Source organism: Streptomyces sp. NPDC043896 (genome assembly GCF_056435605.1).
Genome location: NZ_JBWKEE010000006.1, coordinates 191,913 through 210,648, shown reverse-complemented (window position 1 = coordinate 210,648; position 18,736 = coordinate 191,913). Strand labels below are relative to the sequence as shown.

The window sequence follows — 18,736 nt, the reverse complement described above, 5'->3', positions numbered from 1 at the left end:
GGCCCCCGGCTGCTCGGGCACGGCACCCTAGCGGCAGCGGGCGTCACGCACCAAAGCCGTTCGACCACACAGCGTGTCGGCCGAACGGTTGCGCGAGCGGCGGTCGGAGCGGAGCGGCGGCCGCGTCAGTAGTCGAAGGCGCGCGCCGTGTTGGCCGCGAGGGCGGTGGCCATCGCGTCCTCGTCGATGCCGCGCACCGCCGCCATGGCCCGTACCGTCAGCGGAATGAGGTACGGGGCGTTGGGCCGTCCGCGGTAGGGCGCGGGAGTGAGGTACGGGGCGTCGGTCTCCACCAGCACCAGTTCCAGCGGGGCCACGGCGAGGGCCTCGCGCAGCGGCGCCGCGTTCTTGAAGGTGACGGTCCCGGCGAAGGACATGTAGTAGCCGGCGGCGGCGCACTCGCGGGCCATCTCGGCATCCCCCGAGTAGCAGTGGAAGACGGTGCGCTCGGGCGCGCCCTCCTCCCGCAGTACGCGCAGCACGTCGGCGTGGGCGTCGCGGTCGTGGATGACGAGGGCCTTGCCCTGCCGCTTGGCGATCTCGATGTGGGCCCGGAAGGAACGCTCCTGCGCGGCCATTCCCCCGGGGCCGGTGCGGAAGTAGTCGAGGCCGGTCTCGCCGACCGCCTTCACGTGGTCCAGGGCGGCCAGTGCCTCGATCTCGGCGAGGGCCTCGTCGAGGGCCCCGTCGCCGCCGCCGGGCCGGGCACCCTGCCGGGACCATCCGTCGGGGTCGCCGAGGACGATCCGGGGGGCCTCGTTCGGGTGGAGGGCGACGGCGGCGTGGACGTTGGCGTACGCGGCCGCGGTCTCGGCGGCCCAGCGGGAGCCCTTCACGTCGCAGCCCACCTGGACGACGGTGGTCACGCCCACGGAGGCAGCCTTCGCCAGGCCCTCCTCTACGGTGCCGGACTGCATGTCGAGGTGGGTGTGCGAGTCGGCCACCGCCACCCGCAGCGGCTCGGGCAGCGGGGGCGGGACGTCCTTCGAGGCGGTGGCGGAGGAGGAAGGGCTAGGGCTCATGGGCCGATCTTATGACCGGCGGAAAAGCCCGAGCAGGCGGGAGAGCAGGCCGCGTCGCCGCTCGGACGCGTCGACCGCGACCGGCCCGGGTGAGTCGTGCGCCGGGATCCGGCGCTGCTTCGGCGGCCGGGGGGCGTCCTCACCCGCCGGTACCGGTCCGGCGATCCCGGGGGCGATGCGGTGGTGGTAGAGCCGGTCGATCGTGCCGAGGACCGTGGAGACCTGGCCCTCGCGCATGATGCGTACGACGTGTCCGCCGCAGTTGAGGCAGGTCGGGTTCGACAGCGGGGAGGGCACCCGCTCGCCGTTCACCGTGTACATGATGAACGGTTCGCCCTTGCCGTCGACGTGGTGCTCTATCGCGTAGGCCTGCTCCCACCCGTAGCCGCACTTCATGCACGCGAAGGAGTACGCCTCGTGCACGGTCTGCACGCCGGGGCTGGGGACAGGGGCCGGTCCCGCGGCCGTGACGGGTACCGGGGTGTCTGCGATCTCACTCATGCCAGCTCCTCTTGTTCCACTGGTGCCACTGCCAGTGGACGCCTCTTCGGGCGGGAGCGCATCAGGCCCTGTCCAGTAATGGACGGCCTTTGGCCGAGTCATGCCCAAAGGGGCCGGTGCGCGGTCTGAGCTTTGCTTTTCAGGTTAGCTCTTTACCGACTCACGGCATCTTTTGTGCCGCGTTCTTTGCCGCCACGACGGCGTCGAACACCTCGCGCTTGGGTACGCCGGCCTCCGCCGCGACCGCCGCGATGGCCTCCTTGCGGCGCTCGCCGGCCTCCTCGCGCACCCGGACGCGGCGCACCAGCTCCTCGTCGTCCACGTCACCGGGTACGGCCGCGGGCGCGCCCTCGACCACGATGGTGATCTCGCCGCGCACGCCCTCGGCCGCCCATGCGGCGAGCGCGCCGATTCCGCCGCGCTTGACCTCTTCGTAGGTCTTGGTGAGTTCGCGGCACACGGCGGCTCTCCGGTCGGCTCCGAACACCTCGGCCATGGCCGCGAGGGTGTCGTCGAGCCGGTGCGGTGCCTCGAAGTAGACGAGCGTGCGCCGCTCGCCCTCCACCTCGCGCAGCCGGCCGAGGCGCTCGCCCGCCTTGCGCGGCAGGAAGCCCTCGAAGCAGAAGCGGTCCACGGGCAGCCCCGACAGGGCGAGGGCGGTGAGCACGGCGGACGGGCCGGGCACGGCCGTGACCTTGATGTCCTTCTCCACGGCGGCGGCCACGAGCCGGTAGCCGGGGTCGGAGACGGAGGGCATGCCGGCGTCGGTCACCAGCAGCACGCGGCGGCCCGCCTCCAGGGCTTCGACCAGTTCGGGGGTGCGGGCGGACTCGTTGCCCTCGAAGTACGACACGACGCGCCCGGTGGTGTGGACGCCGAGCCCCTGCGTGAGCCGGCGCAGCCGCCGGGTGTCCTCGGCGGCGATCACGTCGGCGCGCTCCAGCTCTGCCGCGAGCCGGGGCGGGGCGTCCGAAAGATCACCGATGGGGGTACCGGCGAGGACGAGTACGCCGTGGGAGGAGGGGGCTTCGGCACCGCGGGGCTGGTCAGCTGTCACCGGCTCATCCTCTCATTGGGGCTCGTGGGGACTGGGGCTCGCACAGGGGCGTTCCCTACGATGACCCGGTGACCAGTACCGCGACGCCGCCGCCCAGCCCCGCGGGGGCCCCGCCCGTCCGGCCGGGCGGAGGCGACTCCGACTACGAGCCGCCCGTGTGGCTGCGCCGCCTGCGCGGGTTCGGCTACGCGCCGGCCGCGCCGGTGACCGATGTCCGCACCCGCCTCGTGCCCCCGTACGCGCGTCCGTCCGCACACCTGTGGACGGCGCTCGGGATCCCCGAGGCGAGCCGGCGGACCTGGCAGCGGGTGATGGCCTGGGCGGGTCCGCTGCTGATCACGCTGGTGGCGGGGGTGCTGCGGTTCACGCACCTGGGCAGCCCCAAGGCGGTGATATTCGACGAGACGTACTACGCGAAGGACGCGTGGGCCACCATCAAGCAGGGCTACGAAGCCAGCTGGCCCAAGGATGTCGACAAGTCGATTCTGTCGAATCCCGACGCGGTACCGCTCCCCCTCGACCCGGGTTACGTCGTGCACCCGCCCGTCGGCAAATGGGTGATCGGGCTCGGCGAGTGGATGTTCGGCTTCACCCCCTTCGGCTGGCGGTTCATGACGGCGGTGCTCGGCACCCTGTCGGTGCTGATGGTGTGCCGCATCGGCCGGCGGCTGTTCCGCTCCACCTTCCTCGGCTGCCTGGCGGGCGCGCTGCTGGCCGTCGACGGGCTGCACCTGGTGATGAGCCGGACCGCGCTGCTCGATCTGGTGCTGATGTTCTTCGTCCTGGCGGCCTTCGGGGCGCTGGTCATCGACCGGGACAAGGCGCGGGCACGGCTCGCCGCGGCGCTGCCGGTCGACGGGGAGGGGCGCGCCCATCCCGACGTGACGGTCGCCGAGACGCTGCGGCTGGGCTGGCGGCCGTACCGGCTGCTGGCCGGCGTCTGTCTGGGCCTGGCCTTCGGCACCAAGTGGAACGGCCTCGTCGTACTGGCGTTCTTCGGGATCCTCACCGTGCTGTGGGACGCGGCCGCGCGCCGCACCGCCGGCGCGGGTGCCCCGTACGCGGCGATGCTCCGCCGCGACGCACTGCCCGCCTTCCTGTCGACGGTCCCGGTCGCGATCGCCGTGTACGTGACCTCCTGGGCGGGCTGGATCCTCAGCCCGGACAACGGCAAGGGCGGCTACTTCCGCGACTGGGCCGCCAAGAACGACCAGGACAGCGCGCTGTCCTTCCTCCCCGAGTGGCTGCGCAGCCTGTGGCACTACGAGACGGAGGTCTACAAGTTCCACGTGGGCCTGACCTCCGGCCACACCTACGAGTCGAACCCGTGGAGCTGGCTGGTCCTGGGCCGGCCCGTCTCCTACTTCTACGAGTCCCCCGCGCCCGGCACCGACGGCTGCCCGGCGTCCGAGGCCGGCAAGTGCGCGCGCGAGGTGCTGGCCCTCGGCACGCCGCTGCTGTGGTGGGCGGGCTGCTTCGCGCTGCTGTACGTGCTGTGGCGGTGGTTCTTCCGCCGCGACTGGCGGGCGGGCGCGATCGCGTGCGCGCTGGGCGCCGGTCTGCTGCCCTGGTTCAACTACCAGGAGCGGACCATCTTCTACTTCTACGCGGTGGTCTTCGTCCCGTACCTGTGTCTGGCGGTGGCGATGATGGCCGGTGCGATGCTGGGGCCGGCCGGTTCGTCGGAGCGCCGGCGGGCGGTGGGTGCGATCGGGGCGGGCGTCCTCGTCCTCCTCATCATCTGGAACTTCATCTATTTCTGGCCGATCTACACGGGCCAGACCCTGCCGATGGACTCGTGGCGTGGCCGGATGTGGCTGGATACGTGGATCTGAGCCGTTACCGAGAGGTAAAGTCCCTGCCACAGGTTCTTTGAACATGTTCAGAGAACGGGTGCTCCTGGGGAGGGGACGCAGTGAACGGGGCGGCGAAGGGTGCCATCGTCGGCGGGGTGTTCCTCGCGATGGTCGGCGGCACCGCGTACGGGGTGTACACCCTGGTCGGGGACAGCGGCGGCAGCGACGCGGGCGGCGGTACGACGAGCAGCGCGTCGCCCGCCGGGAAGACGAGCGGGCCCGTCACCGACAAGGAGGCGGCGGCCACCGCGCGGGCCTTCCTCGCCGCGTGGGCGGCCGGTGACGACCGCACGGCCGCCGAGCTCACGAACAATGTTCAAGCCGCGCAGGCCGCCGTCGCGGACTACAAGGCCAAGGCGATGGTGTCCAAGGCCGTCATCACCCCCGGCACGCCCGACGGCACCGGCGTGCCGTTCAAGGTCGAGGCCGAGGTCAGCTACGGGGGCACGGCCAAGCCCCTCGTCTACGACTCCCGGCTGACGGTCGTGCGGGGCGTCAGCACCGGCAAGCCGCTCGTCGACTGGCAGCCCTCCGTGATCCACCCGCAGCTCCAGAAGGACGAGAAGCTGCGCGCCGGCACCCCGGCGAGCCCGCCGGTCAAGGCGGTCGACCGCAACGGCAAGGAGCTGACGCCCGAGCAGTACCCGTCGCTGCGGCCGGTACTGGACTCCCTGCGCAAGACGTACGGGGAGAAGACGGGCGGCACGCCCGGCGCCGAGCTGTGGATCGAGCCCGCCTCCCAGGACGCGCCGCGCCGTAGCCTGCTGACACTGGCGGAGGGCAAGCCGGGGCAGATCCAGACCGTGCTGGACGCCGAAGTGCAGGCGGCGGCGGAGAAGGCCGTGGCGCGGCACCCCGAGGCCTCGGTCGTCGCGGTCCAGCCGAGCACCGGCGACATCCTGGCGGTGGCCAACCACCGCAGGGACGGCTTCAACGCGGCGATGCAGGGCCGGCGTGCACCCGGCTCGACGATGAAGATCGTGACGGCGGCGATGCTGCTGGAGAAGGGCCTGGTGGCGGCGGACCGCCCGGCGGACTGCCCGCAGACCGTCTCGTGGGACGGCAAGGTCTTCCACAACCTGGACCACTTCTCACTGAAGGGGCAGCCGTTCTCGACGAGCTTCGCCCGGTCCTGCAACACCGCCTTCATCGGCCTGATCGACGAGGTGGGCGACAACGGCGCGCTGCCGAGGGTGGCGCGGGAGGCCTTCGGGATCGGGCTGGACTGGAAGACCGGCATCCCGTCCCAGGACGGAAGCGTGCCGGTGACGTCCGGTCCCGCGGCGGCCGCGGAGTACATCGGCCAGGGCGCCATCCAGATGAACCCCCTGAACGTCGCCTCCATCACCGCGACCGCCCGCACCGGGGTGTTCCGGCAGCCGGTGCTGGTCAAGGCCTCGCTGGACGGCCGCCCCCTGGCCGCCACCCCGCGCTCGCTGACGGCCGGCGTGTCGGCGCAGCTGGTGCGGATGATGAAGCAGGCCGCCGCCCCGGGCGGCACCGCGGCGGGCGCCATGGCCTCGGTCGGCGGCTCCGACAAGGGCGCGAAGACCGGCTCGGCGGAGGTGGACGGCGCCGCGGCCCCGGACAGCTGGTTCACGGGCTTCCGGGGCGATGTGGCGGCGGCCGCGATGGTCGAGGGCGGCGGCCACGGCGGCGACGCGGCGGGCCCCATCGTCGCGAGCGTGCTGAACGCCTCCTGACGCGGGCGGGGCAGGCGCGGTCGGGGGCTGCTGCGGCGGGGACCGGGTGCCGGCCGGTCTGGGCCGGCCCCGCCGGGCCGGCACCGAAGCCCGCGGCCGGGCCGGGCGGCGGGGCCGGTCCGAGACACAGGGCCGGACCGGACCGGCCCAAAACGCCTCGCCTCCGGCACGCCCGCGGCGCTAGCGTCCCGCCATGACGACCACCACCCCGCACCCCCTGTTCGCCCAGGCCCTCACCGAACTGGGCCTCGACCTCGACGTCCGCGCCTTCCCCGAAGGGACCCGCACGGCCGCCGACGCCGCCGCCGCGATCGGCTGCGAGCTCAGCCAGATCGTGAAGTCGCTGATCTTCGCGGCGGACGGCGTCCCGGTGCTGGTGCTCATGGACGGCGCCTCACGCGTCGACGTCGAAGCGGTGCGGCGTCAACTCGGCGCCGCGAAAGTCACCCGCGCCGACGCCGCGCTGGTCCGCGAGACCACCGGCTACGCCATCGGCGGCGTCCCGCCCTTCGGCCATCGCACCCGCACCCGGGTACTGGCCGACCGCTCGCTCCTGGAGCACGACGTGGTCTGGGCGGCGGCCGGCACCCCGCACACGGTGTTCCCCATGGCCCCGCGGGAGCTGATCCGGCACGCCTCGGCCGCGCTGGCCGACGTACGCGAAAGCGCCTGACAGCCACGGCGGCCCCGGGGCCGCGGCCGACATCCGCGCCCGGACCGCGTCAGAGGCAGGAGCGCAGCGCCCGCACCAGGGCCTGCGCCCGCGGGTCGGCGGTGACGGACTTGGCGTGCGCGTTGGTGACGTAGCCGAAGCCGATGCCCGCCTCCGGGTCCGCGAAGGCCAGGGATCCGCCGCGCCCCGGATGACCGAAGGAGGCCGGGGACAGCAGCGGGGACGCCGGCCCGTGCAGCATGTAACCCGGGCCGAAGCGCGTGTTCACCACGAGCACCCGGTCCGGCCCGGACGCGAACTCCGTGCCGGCCAGCCCGGTGGTGGCGGGGGTGAAGATCCGCGCCCCGTCCTCCACCACGCCGATGGTCGCCGCGTAGAAGCGGGCCAGGGCGCGCGCCGTGCCGATGCCGGCGGAACCGGGGAGCTCGGCCGCCTGGTAGACGGGGTCGTTCTCGTCGGGGAGGGGGTCGATGGCGGCGAAGGCGCGCCGGGTGAGGGAGTCCGGGTCCGCGTACGCTTCGGAAACGTTCCGCCTCGGGCGGGTCTTCAGCAGTCCCGCGCTCGGCGGCGGCTCGACCGGCGCCACCCGGCCCACCCGGTGCGCCTCGTCCTCGGGCAGGCCGATCCAGAAGTCCAGTCCCAGCGGCTCGGCTATCTCCTCGGCCAGGATCCCGCCGACGGTACGGCCCGTCGCCCGCAGCACCAGTTCGGAGACCAGCCAGCTGAAGGTCTGGGCGTGGTAGCCGTGCGCGGTGCCGGGCTCCCAGAAGGCCTGCTGCGCGGCGACCGCGCGCGCCCCGCTCACCCCGTCGGCCGCCTGCGCCATCGCGAGGCCGTGGTCCAGTGCCGGAACCGCGGCCTGGTGGGCGAGGAGGTGGCGTACGAGCGCCTTCTCCTTGCCGCCCGCCTTGAACTCCGGCCAGTACGAGCCGACCGGCGCGTCCAGGTCCAGCAGTCCGCGCTGGTGCAGCAGCAGGGGAACGGCGGCGGCCACGCCCTTGGTGGCGGAGCGCACGATGGTCGCGGTGTCCTCGGTCCAGGGTCCGGCGGCGTCGCCGTCGGCGTCCTTCGTGCCGCCCCACAGGTCGACGACCTTGCGGCCGTCCCGGTACACGGCCACGGCCGCGCCCCGGTCGCCGAGGACCTCGAAGTTGCGCGCGAAGGCGTCTCTGACGGGCTCGAAGCCCTCGGTCACCACACCCTGGATGTTCACGAGCAGGCCAACAACCGCCGGCCTCCGCTTATGCCGCTTATGCCGCCACCGAGCGCGGGTCGAAGCCGAACGGCAGCTCCAGCCGGTGCTGCCGCATCAGCGCGTCGTCGCAGAGCAGGTCCCGCGTGCGCCCGTCGGCGGCGATCACGCCGTCGCTCAGGATCACCGAGCGGGGGCAGAGCTCCAGCGCGTACGGCAGGTCGTGCGTCACCATCAGCACCGTGACGTCCAGCGAGCGCAGGATGTCGGCGAGCTCGCGGCGCGAGGCCGGGTCCAGGTTGGAGGAGGGCTCGTCCAGGACGAGGATCTCCGGCCGCATCGCCAGTACGGTCGCCACCGCCACGCGGCGGCGCTGCCCGAAGGACAGGTGGTGCGGGGGCCGGTCGGCGAAGCCGGCCATGCCGACCTGTTCGAGCGCCTCGCGGACGCGTTCCTCCAGTTCCGCGCCGCGCAGGCCGGCCGCGGCCGGGCCGAAGGCCACGTCCTCCCGTACGGTCGGCATGAACAGCTGGTCGTCGGGGTCCTGGAAGACGATGCCGACCCGGCGCCGGATCTCGGCGAGGTTCCGCTTCTCCACCGGCAGCCCGGCCACGGCCACCGAGCCGAGTCCGCCGCCCAGAATGCCGTTCAAGTGCAGTACGAGGGTGGTCTTCCCCGCGCCGTTGGGGCCGAGCAGCGCCACGCGTTCTCCGCGCCCGACGCTCAGGTCGACCCCGAAGAGGGCCTGGTGCCCGTCGGGGTAGGCGTACGCGACCCCCGACACCTCCAGGGAGGGCACGGGCGACGCGGCGGAAGAAGCCGCGGAGGAGGCGGAGGGGGAAGCGGAAGCGGAGGGGGTAGCGGAGGAGGGCGTCACAGCGTCCATCCCATCAGACAGACGGCGAGCGCCGTCACCGGGAGCACGGCCGCGTACGCCCACTGGGCGCGGGTGGCCGTGACGTCGTCGATCACCGGCATGGAGCCGGCGTAGCCGCGGCTGACCATCGCGAGGTAGACCCGCTCGCCGCGTTCGTAGGAGCGGATGAAGAGGGCGCCGGCCGTCTTGGCGAGCACTCCCCAGTGGCGGATCCCGCGCGCCTCGAAGCCGCGCGAGCGCCGGGCGATCGACATGCGGCGCAGCTCGTCGGTGATGACGTCGCCGTACCGGATCATGAAGGACGCGATCTGCACCAGCAGCGGCGGCAGCTTCAGCCGCTGGAGTCCCAGCAGCAGGGCGCGCAGTTCGGTGGTGGAGGCGAGCAGCACGGAGGCGGCCACGCCGAGGGTGCCCTTGGCCAGGACGTTCCAGGCGCCCCAGAGGCCGGAGACGCTCAGGGACGTTCCGAGCACCTCGACCCGTTCGCCCTGGGCCACGAAGGGCATGAGCACGGCGAAGAGGACGAACGGGACCTCGATCAGCATCCGCCGCAGCAGGAAGCCCGCGGGAATCCGGGCCGCGGCCGCGACGGCGGCGACGAGGACCGCGTACCCGGCGAAGGCCCACATCGCCTCGCGCGGGGTGGACACGACGACGACCACGAACGCGAACGCCGCGGCGATCTTGCAGTGCGGCGGGAGCTCGTGCACGGGTGAGTGGCCGTGCCGGTAGAGCTTGTGCGCGTGTCCCGCTCCCATGTCAGCCGGCCGGCGGGGCGGCCGTGGAGGCCGCGGTCAGGTCCTGGGCGCGGCGACGGCGCACGGTCCAGAAGATTCCGGTGCCGACCGCGACGGTCGCGCCGACGCCGATCACGCCGGCGAGGCCGCCGGACAGGCGTGCGTCGGCGACGTCCTTGACGCTGTAGTCGGCGAGGGGGGAGCCGGCGGCGGCGTGCTCCTCGACCTTGGTGTCGATGCCCTTGTCGGCGGCGACCTTCTCCAGGCCGTCGGGGCTGGCGGAGGCGTAGAAGGAGACGAAGCCGGCCAGGACGAGGGCGGCGGCCAGGCCGGTCAGCCAGAACGCGCGGGTGGAGCGGGCGGCGGCGGGCGCGGGGATGGCGGCGGGCGCGGGGGCGTCGACGAGCTCGCCGCCGACGCGCAGCTTGAGCGGGGCGGCCAGCCGGCCGGCGCCGTGCACCAGGTCGGGGCGTACGGCGATCACGGCGCCGACCGTCGCGGCGGTGATGGCGGCTTCGCCGATGCCGATGAGGACGTGGACGCCGACCATGGCGGTCAGGACCTTGCCGATCGGGACGTCGGTGGTGCCGCCGACGGCGTAGAGGAGGGTGAAGGCGGCGGCCGAGGCGGGGACGGAGAGCAGGGCGCCGGCGAACGCGGCGGCGGTGACCGAGCGGCGGCCCGCGGGGAGCAGCTTGAGCAGCCCGCGGAAGACGGCGTAGGCGACGACGACGGTGACCACGCCCATGACCAGGACGTTGACGCCGAGGGCGGTCAGGCCGCCGTCGGCGAAGAGCATCCCCTGCATGAGCAGGACGACGGACACGCACAGCACACCGGTGTACGGGCCGACGAGTATCGCGGCGAGGGCACCTCCGAGGAGGTGGCCGCTGGTGCCGGCGGCGACGGGGAAGTTCAGCATCTGGACGGCGAAGATGAAGGCGGCGACGAGCCCGGCCAGCGGGGCGGTGCGTTCGTCGAGCTCGCGGCGGGCGCCGCGCAGGCTGACCGCGACAGCGGCGGCGGCCGCTACTCCTGCGGCCACCGAGACGGGTGTGTTGATGAATCCGTCGGGCACATGCATGGAGAAGCTCCGCTTCGTCTTACTCGCACAAGTCTTTAACCGTTCAAGAGTAGTGCCCAGTTGCAAACCGTTGGCAAGAGCGGGCAGGTCACAAATAGATGCGTGCGGTTTCGTGGGAATGTGCGAGGCTGGACGGACAAACGGACGCAAATGTTCCGATTTCGAGGAGTCTTGTCGATGTCAGCCACCGCCGAGAATCCACCAGCGACCGCGGGGACGACCGCGACCGCCGGCGCCACCACCGCCACCAGCACCGCGACCCGCGCCGCCGCGGGAACTGTCACCGGCGCCGCCATCGAGGAGCGGGTGCGCGCCCGCGTGATCACCGACGACCCCCTCTACCGGGCCATTCCGGTGGCGCTGCGCTTCACCCCCGCCGAGCCGCTGGCCGTACGCGTCGTCTTCCCGGCGGAACTGTCCCCCGAGGACACCGACAACGAGTGGGTCTTCCCCCTCGCGCTCCTGGAGGCCGGCCTGCTCGCCCCGTCCGGCAGCGGGGACGTACGCGTCTGGCCCTGCGGCCGCGTCCAGGCGGTCGTCGAGTTCCACTCGCCCGAGGGAGTCGCCGTCCTCCAGTTCGACAGCGCCGCGCTGCGGCGCTTCCTGCGCCGTACGTACGCAGCCACCCGGACGGCGTAGCGGAACGCCACCGGCCCCGCACCCGGAGGTTCCGGATGCGGGGCCGGCGTTCGGCGTTTGCGGGACGGGCGTGAGGCGAGCGTGAGGCTGGTGTGAGTTCCCGGGCCCGGAGTTGACCCGGACGGCGCGACCGGGGCGGCACCTGAACACCGTTCAAGTGCCGCCTTCAACACCGTTCAACCGTCACGGCCCGGGATTCGCCTGGGCCGCCGACGCGCCGCCTCAGGCGTTGACGAGCTCGCGCTGCTTGTCGGGGTCCTCCGGCGAGCCGGCCTCGGAGTCGCCGAGGTGCTTGCGCAGGCTCTCGCCCTCCACGTCCACGTTGGGCAGGATCCGGTCCAGCCACTTCGGCAGCCACCAGGCCTTGTGGCCGAGCAGCGCCAGCACCGCCGGGACGATGGCCATGCGCACCACGAACGCGTCGAAGAGGACCGCGACCGCCAGCCCGAAGCCGATCATCTTGACCATCGAGTCGCTGGCGCCGAGGAAGCCGGAGAAGACGGCGATCATGATGACCGCGGCCGCCACGACCACTCGAGCGCTGTACTGGAAGCCGGTCACCACGGCCTGCCCCGGGCGCTCGCCGTGGACGTACGCCTCCCGCATCCGGGTGACCAGGAAGACCTCATAGTCCATCGCCAGGCCGAAGACCACGCCCACCATGAAGATCGGCATCATCGACATGATCGGACCGGTCTGCTCCACCCCGAAGAGGGAGCCGAGCCAGCCCCACTGGAACACCGCGACGACCGCGCCGAGGGCCGCGACGACCGACAGCAGGAAGCCGAGCGCCGCCTTGAGCGGGACCAGGATCGAGCGGAAGACCAGCATCAGCAGCAGGAACGCGAGACCCACGACCAGCGCCAGGTAGGGCAGCAGCGCGTCGTTCATCTTCTGCGAGAAGTCGATGTTCATCGCGGTCTGGCCGCTGACGAACACGTCCTTGCCGTTGCCCTCGCGGATCGAGTGGACCAGGTCCTCGGTCTCCGTGGAGGACGGCCGGTCCTTCGGGATGACGCTGACGATCGCGGCGTCCTTGGCCTCGTTCTGGAGCGGAGGCATCACGGCCGCCACCCCGTCCAGCCCCTTGATCCGGTCGGCGGTGCGGTCGGCCAGCGCCTTGTCGCCGTCGACGACGACCATCAGCGGGCCGTTGAAGCCGGGGCCGAAGCCCTCGGACAGCATGTCGTACGCCTTGCGCTGGCTGGTGGAGACCGGCTTCGAGCCGTCGTCCGGCAGGCCCATCTCCAGCTTGCTCGCGGGCAGTGCGATGACGCCGAGGCCGATCACACCGGCCAGCAGCACCACGACCGGGCGGCGCAGCACGAAGCGCGCCCAGCGCGTCCCGCCGTTGGCCTTGGGTTCAGCATCGGCCGGGAGGCCCTTGCCGAACAGCTTGCTCCGCCGGCCGGCCGGCAGCACCCGCTTGCCCGCGAAGCCGAGGATCGCCGGGACCAGCGTCAGGGCGACGAGCACCGCGATGACGACCGTCGCGGCGGCGGCGACACCCATCTTCGTCAGCATCGGGATGTTGACGACGGCCAGGCCCACCAGGGCGATGACGACCGTCAGACCGGCGAAGACAACGGCGGAGCCGGCGGTTCCGGCGGCGCGGCCGGCGGCCTCGTCGCGCTCACGGCCCTCGGCGAGCTCCACTCGGTAGCGGGAGACGATGAAGAGGGCATAGTCGATGCCGACCGCGAGGCCGATCATCATCGCGAGGGTGGAGGTGGTGGAGCCGAGGTCCAGCACGTTGGCGAGGGCGGTGATCGAGGAGACGCCGATGCCGACGCCGATCAGCGCGGTCAGCAGCGGCAGCCCGGCGGCGACCAGCGAGCCGAAGGTGATGACGAGGACGATGCCGGCGACCAGGATGCCGATGGCCTCACCGGAACCGGTCTCGGGGGCCTCCATCAGCGCGTCGCCGCCGATCTCCACCTGGAGGCCGGCCTCCTGGGCGCCGTGGCCCGACTCCTTCAGCGCCTCGCGGGTCTCGTCCTTCAGCTCCATGCCGCTGACCTTGTACTTCACGCTGACGTAGGTGACGGAGCCGTCCTGGCTCACCGCCTTCGTCTGGTACGGGTCGTCGACGGTGGCGATCTGGGCGGCGCCCTCGCCGCTCTTCAGGCCGGAGATCAGCTTCTCGACCTCGGCCTTGGGGCCGGGGTCGGTGACCTTGGCGCCGGCCGGCGCCTTGATGACGATGCGGGCGGTCGCGCCGTCGGCGGACATGCCCGGGAACTTCTCGTCCAGCAGGTCGAAGGCCTTCTGGGCCTCCGTGCCGGGTATCGAGAACGAGCCGGAGGTGGGCGCGGAGGCCGTCGCGGCGCCGAAGCCCGCGGCGACGAGCAGCGCCACCCATATGAGGGCGACCAGGCCGCGGGGGGGGGGGGGGGGGGGGACAGGGGGGGGGGGGGGGGGGGGGGGGGGGGGGGGGGGGGGGGGGAGGGGGGCGAGGGGGGGGGGGGGGCGCGGAGGCTGTCGTGGCGCAGAACCCCGCGGCAACGAGCAGCGCCACCCAGGGGGGGGCGACCAGGCCGCGGCGCCGGAAGGCCCCGCGCCCGAGCCGGTAGAGGAAGGTGGCCACGTCGTGGTTCTCCCGTTTCAGGTCGTGGGATGGATCCGGGACGGATCAGGGCGTGAGGAGCCGGCCCGACGACGAGAGCGGCGTGTCAGGAGCAGCAGGAAGGACGTTCTGTACTTCTGGGGAGCTGTACTTCGCGGAGCCGCGCTCCCGGGGAGGTGGTGACGTGCGGCGAAGTACCCGGGTGGAACGGGCAGGGCGGACGGGCGGACGGGCAGGACGGACAGGCGGACGGGACGTCAGACGCCGAGGGCGGGGAAGACCACGGCGTCGATGAACTGGCCGAGGAATTCCCGGTCGACGGACCGGTCCTCGATCAGCGGCAGCGCGATGAACGCCCCGATGAGCATGTGCGGTACGAAGTCCAGCGCCGGGCAGTCCGGCCGGATCTCGCCCCGCTCGACGGCGCGCCGGAGCATCACCTGGAGACCGTTGATCTCCGGGTCCACCAGCAGGTCGCGCAGCGCCCGGTGCAGTTCCGGGCTCTCGTGGACGGCATGGGCCAGGCCCCGCATCAGCGCGGTGTCCTTGGCCATCTGCGCGTCGTCCGAGCACTCGACCATCTGCGCGAAGTCCCCGCGCAGGGTCCCCGTGTCGATCTCCCGGAGGGAGACCGGCTGGGTACACCGCAGGGCCTTGGCGACCAGCTCCGGCTTGCTCCCCCACTGGCGGTAGAGGGTGGCCTTGCTGGACTTCGTACGGGCGGCGACCGCGTCCATGGTCAGCGCCTCGTACCCGACCTCCCGCAGGAGGTCGAGGACCGCTCCGTGGAGCTCGGCCTCCCGCTCGGGGGTGATCCGGCTGCGCCGGGCCGACATGACGTCGGTCACGCGGCAACCCGTCTTCACAACGACCACCTCCGACTCCGAACGAAACGGTTCCGTACTCTTCAGAGGGTACCCCCAACCCCTAACGAAACGAAACCGTTCCGTTTCGCTGACGGCGTGGTGTGGGTCACGCCCGGGAGCGAGCGCGCATCACCCCCGAGGGGCGCCCACGGTCACCTGTACGAGTTGCCGCGCCCCCCTGGCACGGAAAGCATTGGGGGGTGAGTCACGACGTCGCGTACCTCCGGTTCCCGCACCTGCACGACGACCTGCTGTGTTTCGCCACCGAAGACGATCTCTGGGTCGCCCCCCTCGTCCCCGAGGGCCAGACCCCCGGCCGGGCCTGGCGCATCACCGTCGACCGCACCCGGGTCGGCCACCCGCGCTTCTCCCCCGACGGACGCCACATCGCCTTCACCACCTGGCGCAGCCTCGACCCCGAGATCCACCTCGCCCCCGTCGACGGCGGCCCGGCCCGCCGGCTCAGCCACTGGGGCTCCACCGACACCCGGGTCTGCGGCTGGGACCCGGACGGCAACATCCTGGCCGTCTCCTCGCACGGGCAGCCCTTCTCCTACTACTCCTGGGCGTACAAGCTGCCGACCGACGGCAGCCCCGGCGGCCGGCTCCCCTGGGGACCGGTCTCCGACATCCAGGTCGCCGACACCGACGGCGAACACCGCAGCCTGCTGCTGACCGGCAAACCCCCGCACGAGCCCGCCGCCTGGAAGCGCTACCGCGGCGGCGCCACCGGCCGGCTGTGGCTGCACGGGCAGCGGCTCCTGGAGGACATCGAGGGACACCTCGAATCGCCGATGTTCGTGGACGGCCGGATCGCCTTCCTCTCCGACCACGAGGGCATCGGCAACCTCTACTCCTGCCTGCCCGACGGCACCGGACTGCGGCGCCACACCGACCACGACGAGTTCTACGCCCGGCACGCCTCCAGCGACGGCTCCCGGGTGGTCTACCAGTGCGCCGGCGACATCTGGCTCGTGGACTCCCTCGCCGAGGGCGCCTCGCCGCGCAAGCTGCCGGTCCGCCTCGGCGGCCCGCGCGCGGGGCGGCGTACGTACCAGGTGCCGGCCGCCAGCAACGTCGACTCGCTGTCCGTCGACACCACCGGCCGGGCCAGCGCCGTCGTCGTGCGCGGCAGCCTGTACTGGCTCACCCACCGCGACGGCCCCGCCCGCACCATCGCCGACACCCCCGGCGTACGGGTCCGGCTGCCCGAGATGCTCGGCAGCGGCGGGCAGGTCGCCTACGTCACCGACGCCGAGGGCGAGGACGCGATCGAGATCGCCTACCTCCCGCGCGCCTCCGGCGACCGCGAGCCGCGCCGGCTGGCCTCGGGCGAGCTGGGCCGCGTCACGGAACTGCTGTCCGACCCCGCCGGGGAGCGGCTCGCCATCGCCTCCCACGACGGGCGGCTGCTGCTGCTCGACGCGACCGAGGAGTCCAACGGCGAGGTCACCGAACTCATCCGGTCCATCAACGGGCCCGTCACCGACCTCGCCTTCTCCCCCGACGGCTGCTGGCTGACCTGGTCGCACCCGGGCATCGGGCGCTCCCTGCGGCAGATCAAGATGGCGAAGATCTCCGGACCCGGCGGGCGCGTCGTCGTCGACGTCACCAACGGCCGCTTCGAGGACGAGAACCCGGTCTTCACACGGGACGGCCGCTACCTCGCCTTCCTCTCGTGGCGCGGGTTCGACCCCGTGTACGACGTCCACACCGGCGACCTGTCCTTCCCGCTGGGCTGCCGCCCGTACCTGGTGCCGCTCTCCTCGGCCACCCCCTCCCCCTTCGCGTTCTCCCCCGACGGCCGGCCCGCGGCGGGCGGACTCGACCCCGTCGAGGGCGAGTCCGGCGAGGGCGACGGCACCGTCACCGTGGAGGTGGAGGGCCTGGAGAGCCGGGTCACGCCCTTCCCCGTCGCCGCGTCGAAGTACTCGGCCCTCCACCCGGTCCACGGGGGCGGACTGGTCTGGCTGCGCTGGCCCATCTCCGGCGCGCTCGGCGAGACGTTCGCCAACCCCGCCGACACCAGCGGCAAGCCGACGCTGGAGCACTTCGACATGACGAAGGCCCGCAAGAGCGAACTGGCCTCCGGGCTGGACTGGTTCGCGGTCAGCGGCGACGGGACCCGGCTCGTCGTCAACGACGACGGTGACCTCCGCGCCGTGCCGGCCACCGAATCGGGTGACGGCGACTCCACCGTCTACCTCGACCTGCGGCGCATCCTGCACGAGGTGGACCCGGCGGCCGAGTGGCGCCAGGCCTTCGAGGAGGCAGGCCGGCTCATCCAGGCGTACTTCTGGGAACCGAAGATGTGCGGCATCGACTGGGAAGGCGTACTGCGCCAGTACCGGCCCCTCGTCGAACGCGTCGCCTCCCCGGACGAGTTCGCGGACCTGCTGCGCGAGGTGCTCGGCGAACTCGGCACCTCCCACGCGTACGTCTCCCCCGCCCGCCGCAACGAAGGACCGCCCCACTACCAGCGGGCCATCGGGCTGCTCGGCGCCAACCTCGTGCACCGCGAGGAGGGCTGGGTGGTCAAGCGGATCCTGCCCGGCGAGTCCTCCGACTCCAAGGCCCGCTCCCCGCTCGCGGGCACCGGCATCCGCGAGGGCGCGGTCCTCACCCACGTGGACGGCCGGCCCGTCGACCCGGTCAGCGGCCCGTACCCGCTGCTGTCGGCGGCCGGCGGCACCACCGTCGAGCTCACCTTCCAGCCCGCCGAGGGCGAGGGCCGGGCCCGGCGGGTGGCCGTCGTCCCGCTGATCGACGAACGCCCGCTGCGCTACCAGGACTGGGTGTCCAAGCGCCGGGCCGTCGTCCGGGAGGTCAGCGGCGGGCGCTGCGGCTACCTGCACATCCCGGACATGGGCGGCTCGGGCTGGGCACAGTTCAACCGCGACCTGCGCATGGAGATGTCCCGGCCCGCCCTGATCGTGGACGTACGCGGCAACGCGGGCGGGCACATCAGTGAACTCGTCGTGGAGAAACTCACCCGTTCGATCCTCGGCTGGGACCTGACGCGCAACGCGCAGCCGGTCTCGTACGCGTCCAACGCGCCCCGCGGCCCGATCGTGGCGCTGGCCGACGAGGCGACCTCCTCCGACGGGGACATGATCACCGCCGCGTTCAAGCTGCTGGGGCTGGGCCCGGTGGTGGGCCAGCGCACCTGGGGCGGGGTCGTCGGCATGACCGGCCGGCACACCCTGGGCGACGGGACGGTGATCACCGTTCCGATGAACGCCGCATGGTTCCCCGAGTACGGCTGGTCGGTGGAGAACCACGGCGTGGAACCGGACCTCGCGATCCTGCGCACCCCGCTCGACTGGGCGGAGGGGCGGCACGCGCAACTGGACGACGCCGTGCACCTGGCGCTGGAGCTGCTGGAGCAGGACCCCGCCGCGGTACCGCCCGGCTACACCGACGTACCGGACCGGCGGCGTCCGAAGCTCCCGCCGCGCGAGTAGGAAGCGGGGGGGCCGCGGGTACGGAGGAGGGGCGCGGTCCGTACCGCGTTGGGTACGGACCGCGCCCCAGGCGCTGTGTGCGCGGACGCCGTGTGCGTCGGCGCCCGCCGTCTGTCAGGGCCCGGTAGCAGGCGGGCCCGAAGGTTCGTGCTTCACGATGCCTGCTTGGTGATGCGTGCTTCGTGGTGCGTGGTGCGTGGTGCGTGGTGCGCGCCTCGTGACGCGTACGCGGGTGCGGGTGCGGGTCCCGGACCTCAGGTCCGGTCGTCGAGTTCGCTCTTGGCGTCGTCGAGCTGCTTCGACCGCATGTCCTTCTTCATGTCCTTCTTCTGCTTGGCCTTGGCGGTGCGCTCGGACATCTCGTCCTTCGCGCCCTGCCTGGCCTGCTCCGCCCGTTCCTTGAGCTCGTTCGCCTTGTCCTGGAACTGGTCCTTGATACCCATGCTTCTCACTCCGTACGGGGTGTCGGTGGTTGGGCCTCGACCAGACTGACACGGGG

At 72.6% G+C, this 18,736-nt stretch carries 15 protein-coding genes; 5 read left to right on the top strand and 10 right to left on the bottom strand.

What is annotated here, in order from left to right; genetic code table 11:
* Positions 1–125: 125 nt before the first annotated feature.
* The 3 genes from AC069X_RS11150 to rsmI all read right to left on the bottom strand — a co-directional run bounded on the left by AC069X_RS11150 (position 126) and on the right by rsmI (position 2,580).
* Positions 126–1,022 (bottom strand): TatD family hydrolase, encoded by an 897-nt coding sequence (locus tag AC069X_RS11150; protein ID WP_478727344.1) that lies wholly within the window; start codon positions 1,020–1,022, stop codon positions 126–128.
* Positions 1,023–1,031: 9 nt separating this feature from the next.
* Positions 1,032–1,523, bottom strand: a complete 492-nt coding sequence (locus AC069X_RS11145) for a hypothetical protein (RefSeq protein ID WP_478727342.1) — start codon at positions 1,521–1,523, stop codon at positions 1,032–1,034.
* 160 nt (positions 1,524–1,683) lie between these two features.
* The gene (rsmI, locus tag AC069X_RS11140) at positions 1,684–2,580 is read right to left on the bottom strand and encodes a 16S rRNA (cytidine(1402)-2'-O)-methyltransferase (RefSeq protein ID WP_478727340.1); all 897 of its coding nucleotides are present in this window, start codon (positions 2,578–2,580) and stop codon (positions 1,684–1,686) included.
* A 68-nt stretch (positions 2,581–2,648) separates the two neighbouring features.
* Between rsmI and AC069X_RS11135 the strand changes: the two genes are divergently transcribed.
* From AC069X_RS11135 to AC069X_RS11125, 3 genes are all read left to right on the top strand, one after another.
* Positions 2,649–4,415 (top strand): dolichyl-phosphate-mannose--protein mannosyltransferase, encoded by a 1,767-nt coding sequence (locus AC069X_RS11135; protein WP_478727338.1) that lies wholly within the window; start codon positions 2,649–2,651, stop codon positions 4,413–4,415.
* Between the two features lie 80 nt (positions 4,416–4,495).
* The gene (locus AC069X_RS11130; protein ID WP_478727336.1) at positions 4,496–6,139 is read left to right on the top strand and encodes a penicillin-binding transpeptidase domain-containing protein; all 1,644 of its coding nucleotides are present in this window, start codon (positions 4,496–4,498) and stop codon (positions 6,137–6,139) included.
* 193 nt (positions 6,140–6,332) lie between these two features.
* Positions 6,333–6,812 (top strand): YbaK/EbsC family protein, encoded by a 480-nt coding sequence (locus AC069X_RS11125; protein WP_478727334.1) that lies wholly within the window; start codon positions 6,333–6,335, stop codon positions 6,810–6,812.
* A 49-nt stretch (positions 6,813–6,861) separates the two neighbouring features.
* Here AC069X_RS11125 and AC069X_RS11120 read toward each other — a convergent pair whose 3' ends face one another.
* Genes AC069X_RS11120 through AC069X_RS11105 form a run of 4 tightly spaced genes read right to left on the bottom strand, consistent with a single transcriptional unit; the run spans position 6,862 to position 10,702 of the window.
* Entirely contained in the window at positions 6,862–8,025 is a 1,164-nt protein-coding gene (locus AC069X_RS11120; RefSeq protein WP_478727332.1) for a serine hydrolase domain-containing protein, read from the bottom strand.
* A gap of 37 nt (positions 8,026–8,062) precedes the next feature.
* A complete protein-coding gene (locus AC069X_RS11115; protein WP_478727330.1) occupies positions 8,063–8,890 on the bottom strand; it encodes an energy-coupling factor ABC transporter ATP-binding protein in 828 nt (275 codons plus the stop codon).
* On the bottom strand, positions 8,878–9,639 hold the full coding sequence (cbiQ, locus tag AC069X_RS11110) for a cobalt ECF transporter T component CbiQ (protein WP_478727328.1): 762 nt from the start codon (positions 9,637–9,639) through the stop codon (positions 8,878–8,880). The genes AC069X_RS11115 and cbiQ overlap by 13 nt, the downstream gene beginning before the upstream one ends.
* Position 9,640: 1 nt before the next feature.
* Positions 9,641–10,702 (bottom strand): energy-coupling factor ABC transporter permease, encoded by a 1,062-nt coding sequence (locus tag AC069X_RS11105; protein ID WP_478727327.1) that lies wholly within the window; start codon positions 10,700–10,702, stop codon positions 9,641–9,643.
* A gap of 177 nt (positions 10,703–10,879) precedes the next feature.
* On the opposite strand from AC069X_RS11105, the gene AC069X_RS11100 reads away from it, so the two are divergent.
* Positions 10,880–11,341, top strand: coding sequence for an SsgA family sporulation/cell division regulator (locus tag AC069X_RS11100; protein WP_478727325.1), 462 nt, complete (start codon positions 10,880–10,882; stop codon positions 11,339–11,341).
* 222 nt (positions 11,342–11,563) lie between these two features.
* On the opposite strand, the gene AC069X_RS11095 is transcribed toward AC069X_RS11100, so the two are convergent.
* Together AC069X_RS11095 and AC069X_RS11090 are read right to left on the bottom strand one after the other, a co-directional pair.
* Positions 11,564–13,699 carry an MMPL family transporter gene (locus AC069X_RS11095; RefSeq protein WP_478727324.1) on the bottom strand — a complete coding sequence of 712 codons (2,136 nt, stop codon included), beginning with the start codon at positions 13,697–13,699 and terminating at the stop codon, positions 11,564–11,566.
* A gap of 465 nt (positions 13,700–14,164) precedes the next feature.
* Complete coding sequence (locus AC069X_RS11090) at positions 14,165–14,743, bottom strand: TetR/AcrR family transcriptional regulator (RefSeq protein WP_478727596.1); 579 nt, start codon at positions 14,741–14,743, stop codon at positions 14,165–14,167.
* Positions 14,744–14,973: 230 nt separating this feature from the next.
* Here AC069X_RS11090 and AC069X_RS11085 point away from each other — a divergent pair, with 230 nt between their 5' ends.
* Positions 14,974–18,237 carry a S41 family peptidase gene (locus AC069X_RS11085; RefSeq protein WP_478727322.1) on the top strand — a complete coding sequence of 1,088 codons (3,264 nt, stop codon included), beginning with the start codon at positions 14,974–14,976 and terminating at the stop codon, positions 18,235–18,237.
* A 254-nt stretch (positions 18,238–18,491) separates the two neighbouring features.
* Here AC069X_RS11085 and AC069X_RS11080 read toward each other — a convergent pair whose 3' ends face one another.
* Positions 18,492–18,680 carry a hypothetical protein gene (locus AC069X_RS11080; protein ID WP_478727320.1) on the bottom strand — a complete coding sequence of 63 codons (189 nt, stop codon included), beginning with the start codon at positions 18,678–18,680 and terminating at the stop codon, positions 18,492–18,494.
* Positions 18,681–18,736 lie beyond the last annotated feature (56 nt).

Bases quoted from the DNA above. Each gene is read 5' to 3' on its own strand.
- AC069X_RS11115 (WP_478727330.1), bottom strand. From the start codon at position 8,890: ATGGACGCTGTGACGCCCTCCTCCGCTACCCCCTCCGCTTCCGCTTCC.
- AC069X_RS11100 (WP_478727325.1), top strand. From the start codon at position 10,880: ATGTCAGCCACCGCCGAGAATCCACCAGCGACCGCGGGGACGACCGCG.
- AC069X_RS11080 (WP_478727320.1), bottom strand. From the start codon at position 18,680: ATGGGTATCAAGGACCAGTTCCAGGACAAGGCGAACGAGCTCAAGGAA.
- AC069X_RS11150 (WP_478727344.1), bottom strand. From the start codon at position 1,022: ATGAGCCCTAGCCCTTCCTCCTCCGCCACCGCCTCGAAGGACGTCCCG.
- cbiQ (WP_478727328.1), bottom strand. From the start codon at position 9,639: ATGGGAGCGGGACACGCGCACAAGCTCTACCGGCACGGCCACTCACCC.
- AC069X_RS11125 (WP_478727334.1), top strand. From the start codon at position 6,333: ATGACGACCACCACCCCGCACCCCCTGTTCGCCCAGGCCCTCACCGAA.
- AC069X_RS11145 (WP_478727342.1), bottom strand. From the start codon at position 1,523: ATGAGTGAGATCGCAGACACCCCGGTACCCGTCACGGCCGCGGGACCG.
- AC069X_RS11105 (WP_478727327.1), bottom strand. From the start codon at position 10,702: ATGCATGTGCCCGACGGATTCATCAACACACCCGTCTCGGTGGCCGCA.
- AC069X_RS11090 (WP_478727596.1), bottom strand. From the start codon at position 14,743: ATGTCGGCCCGGCGCAGCCGGATCACCCCCGAGCGGGAGGCCGAGCTC.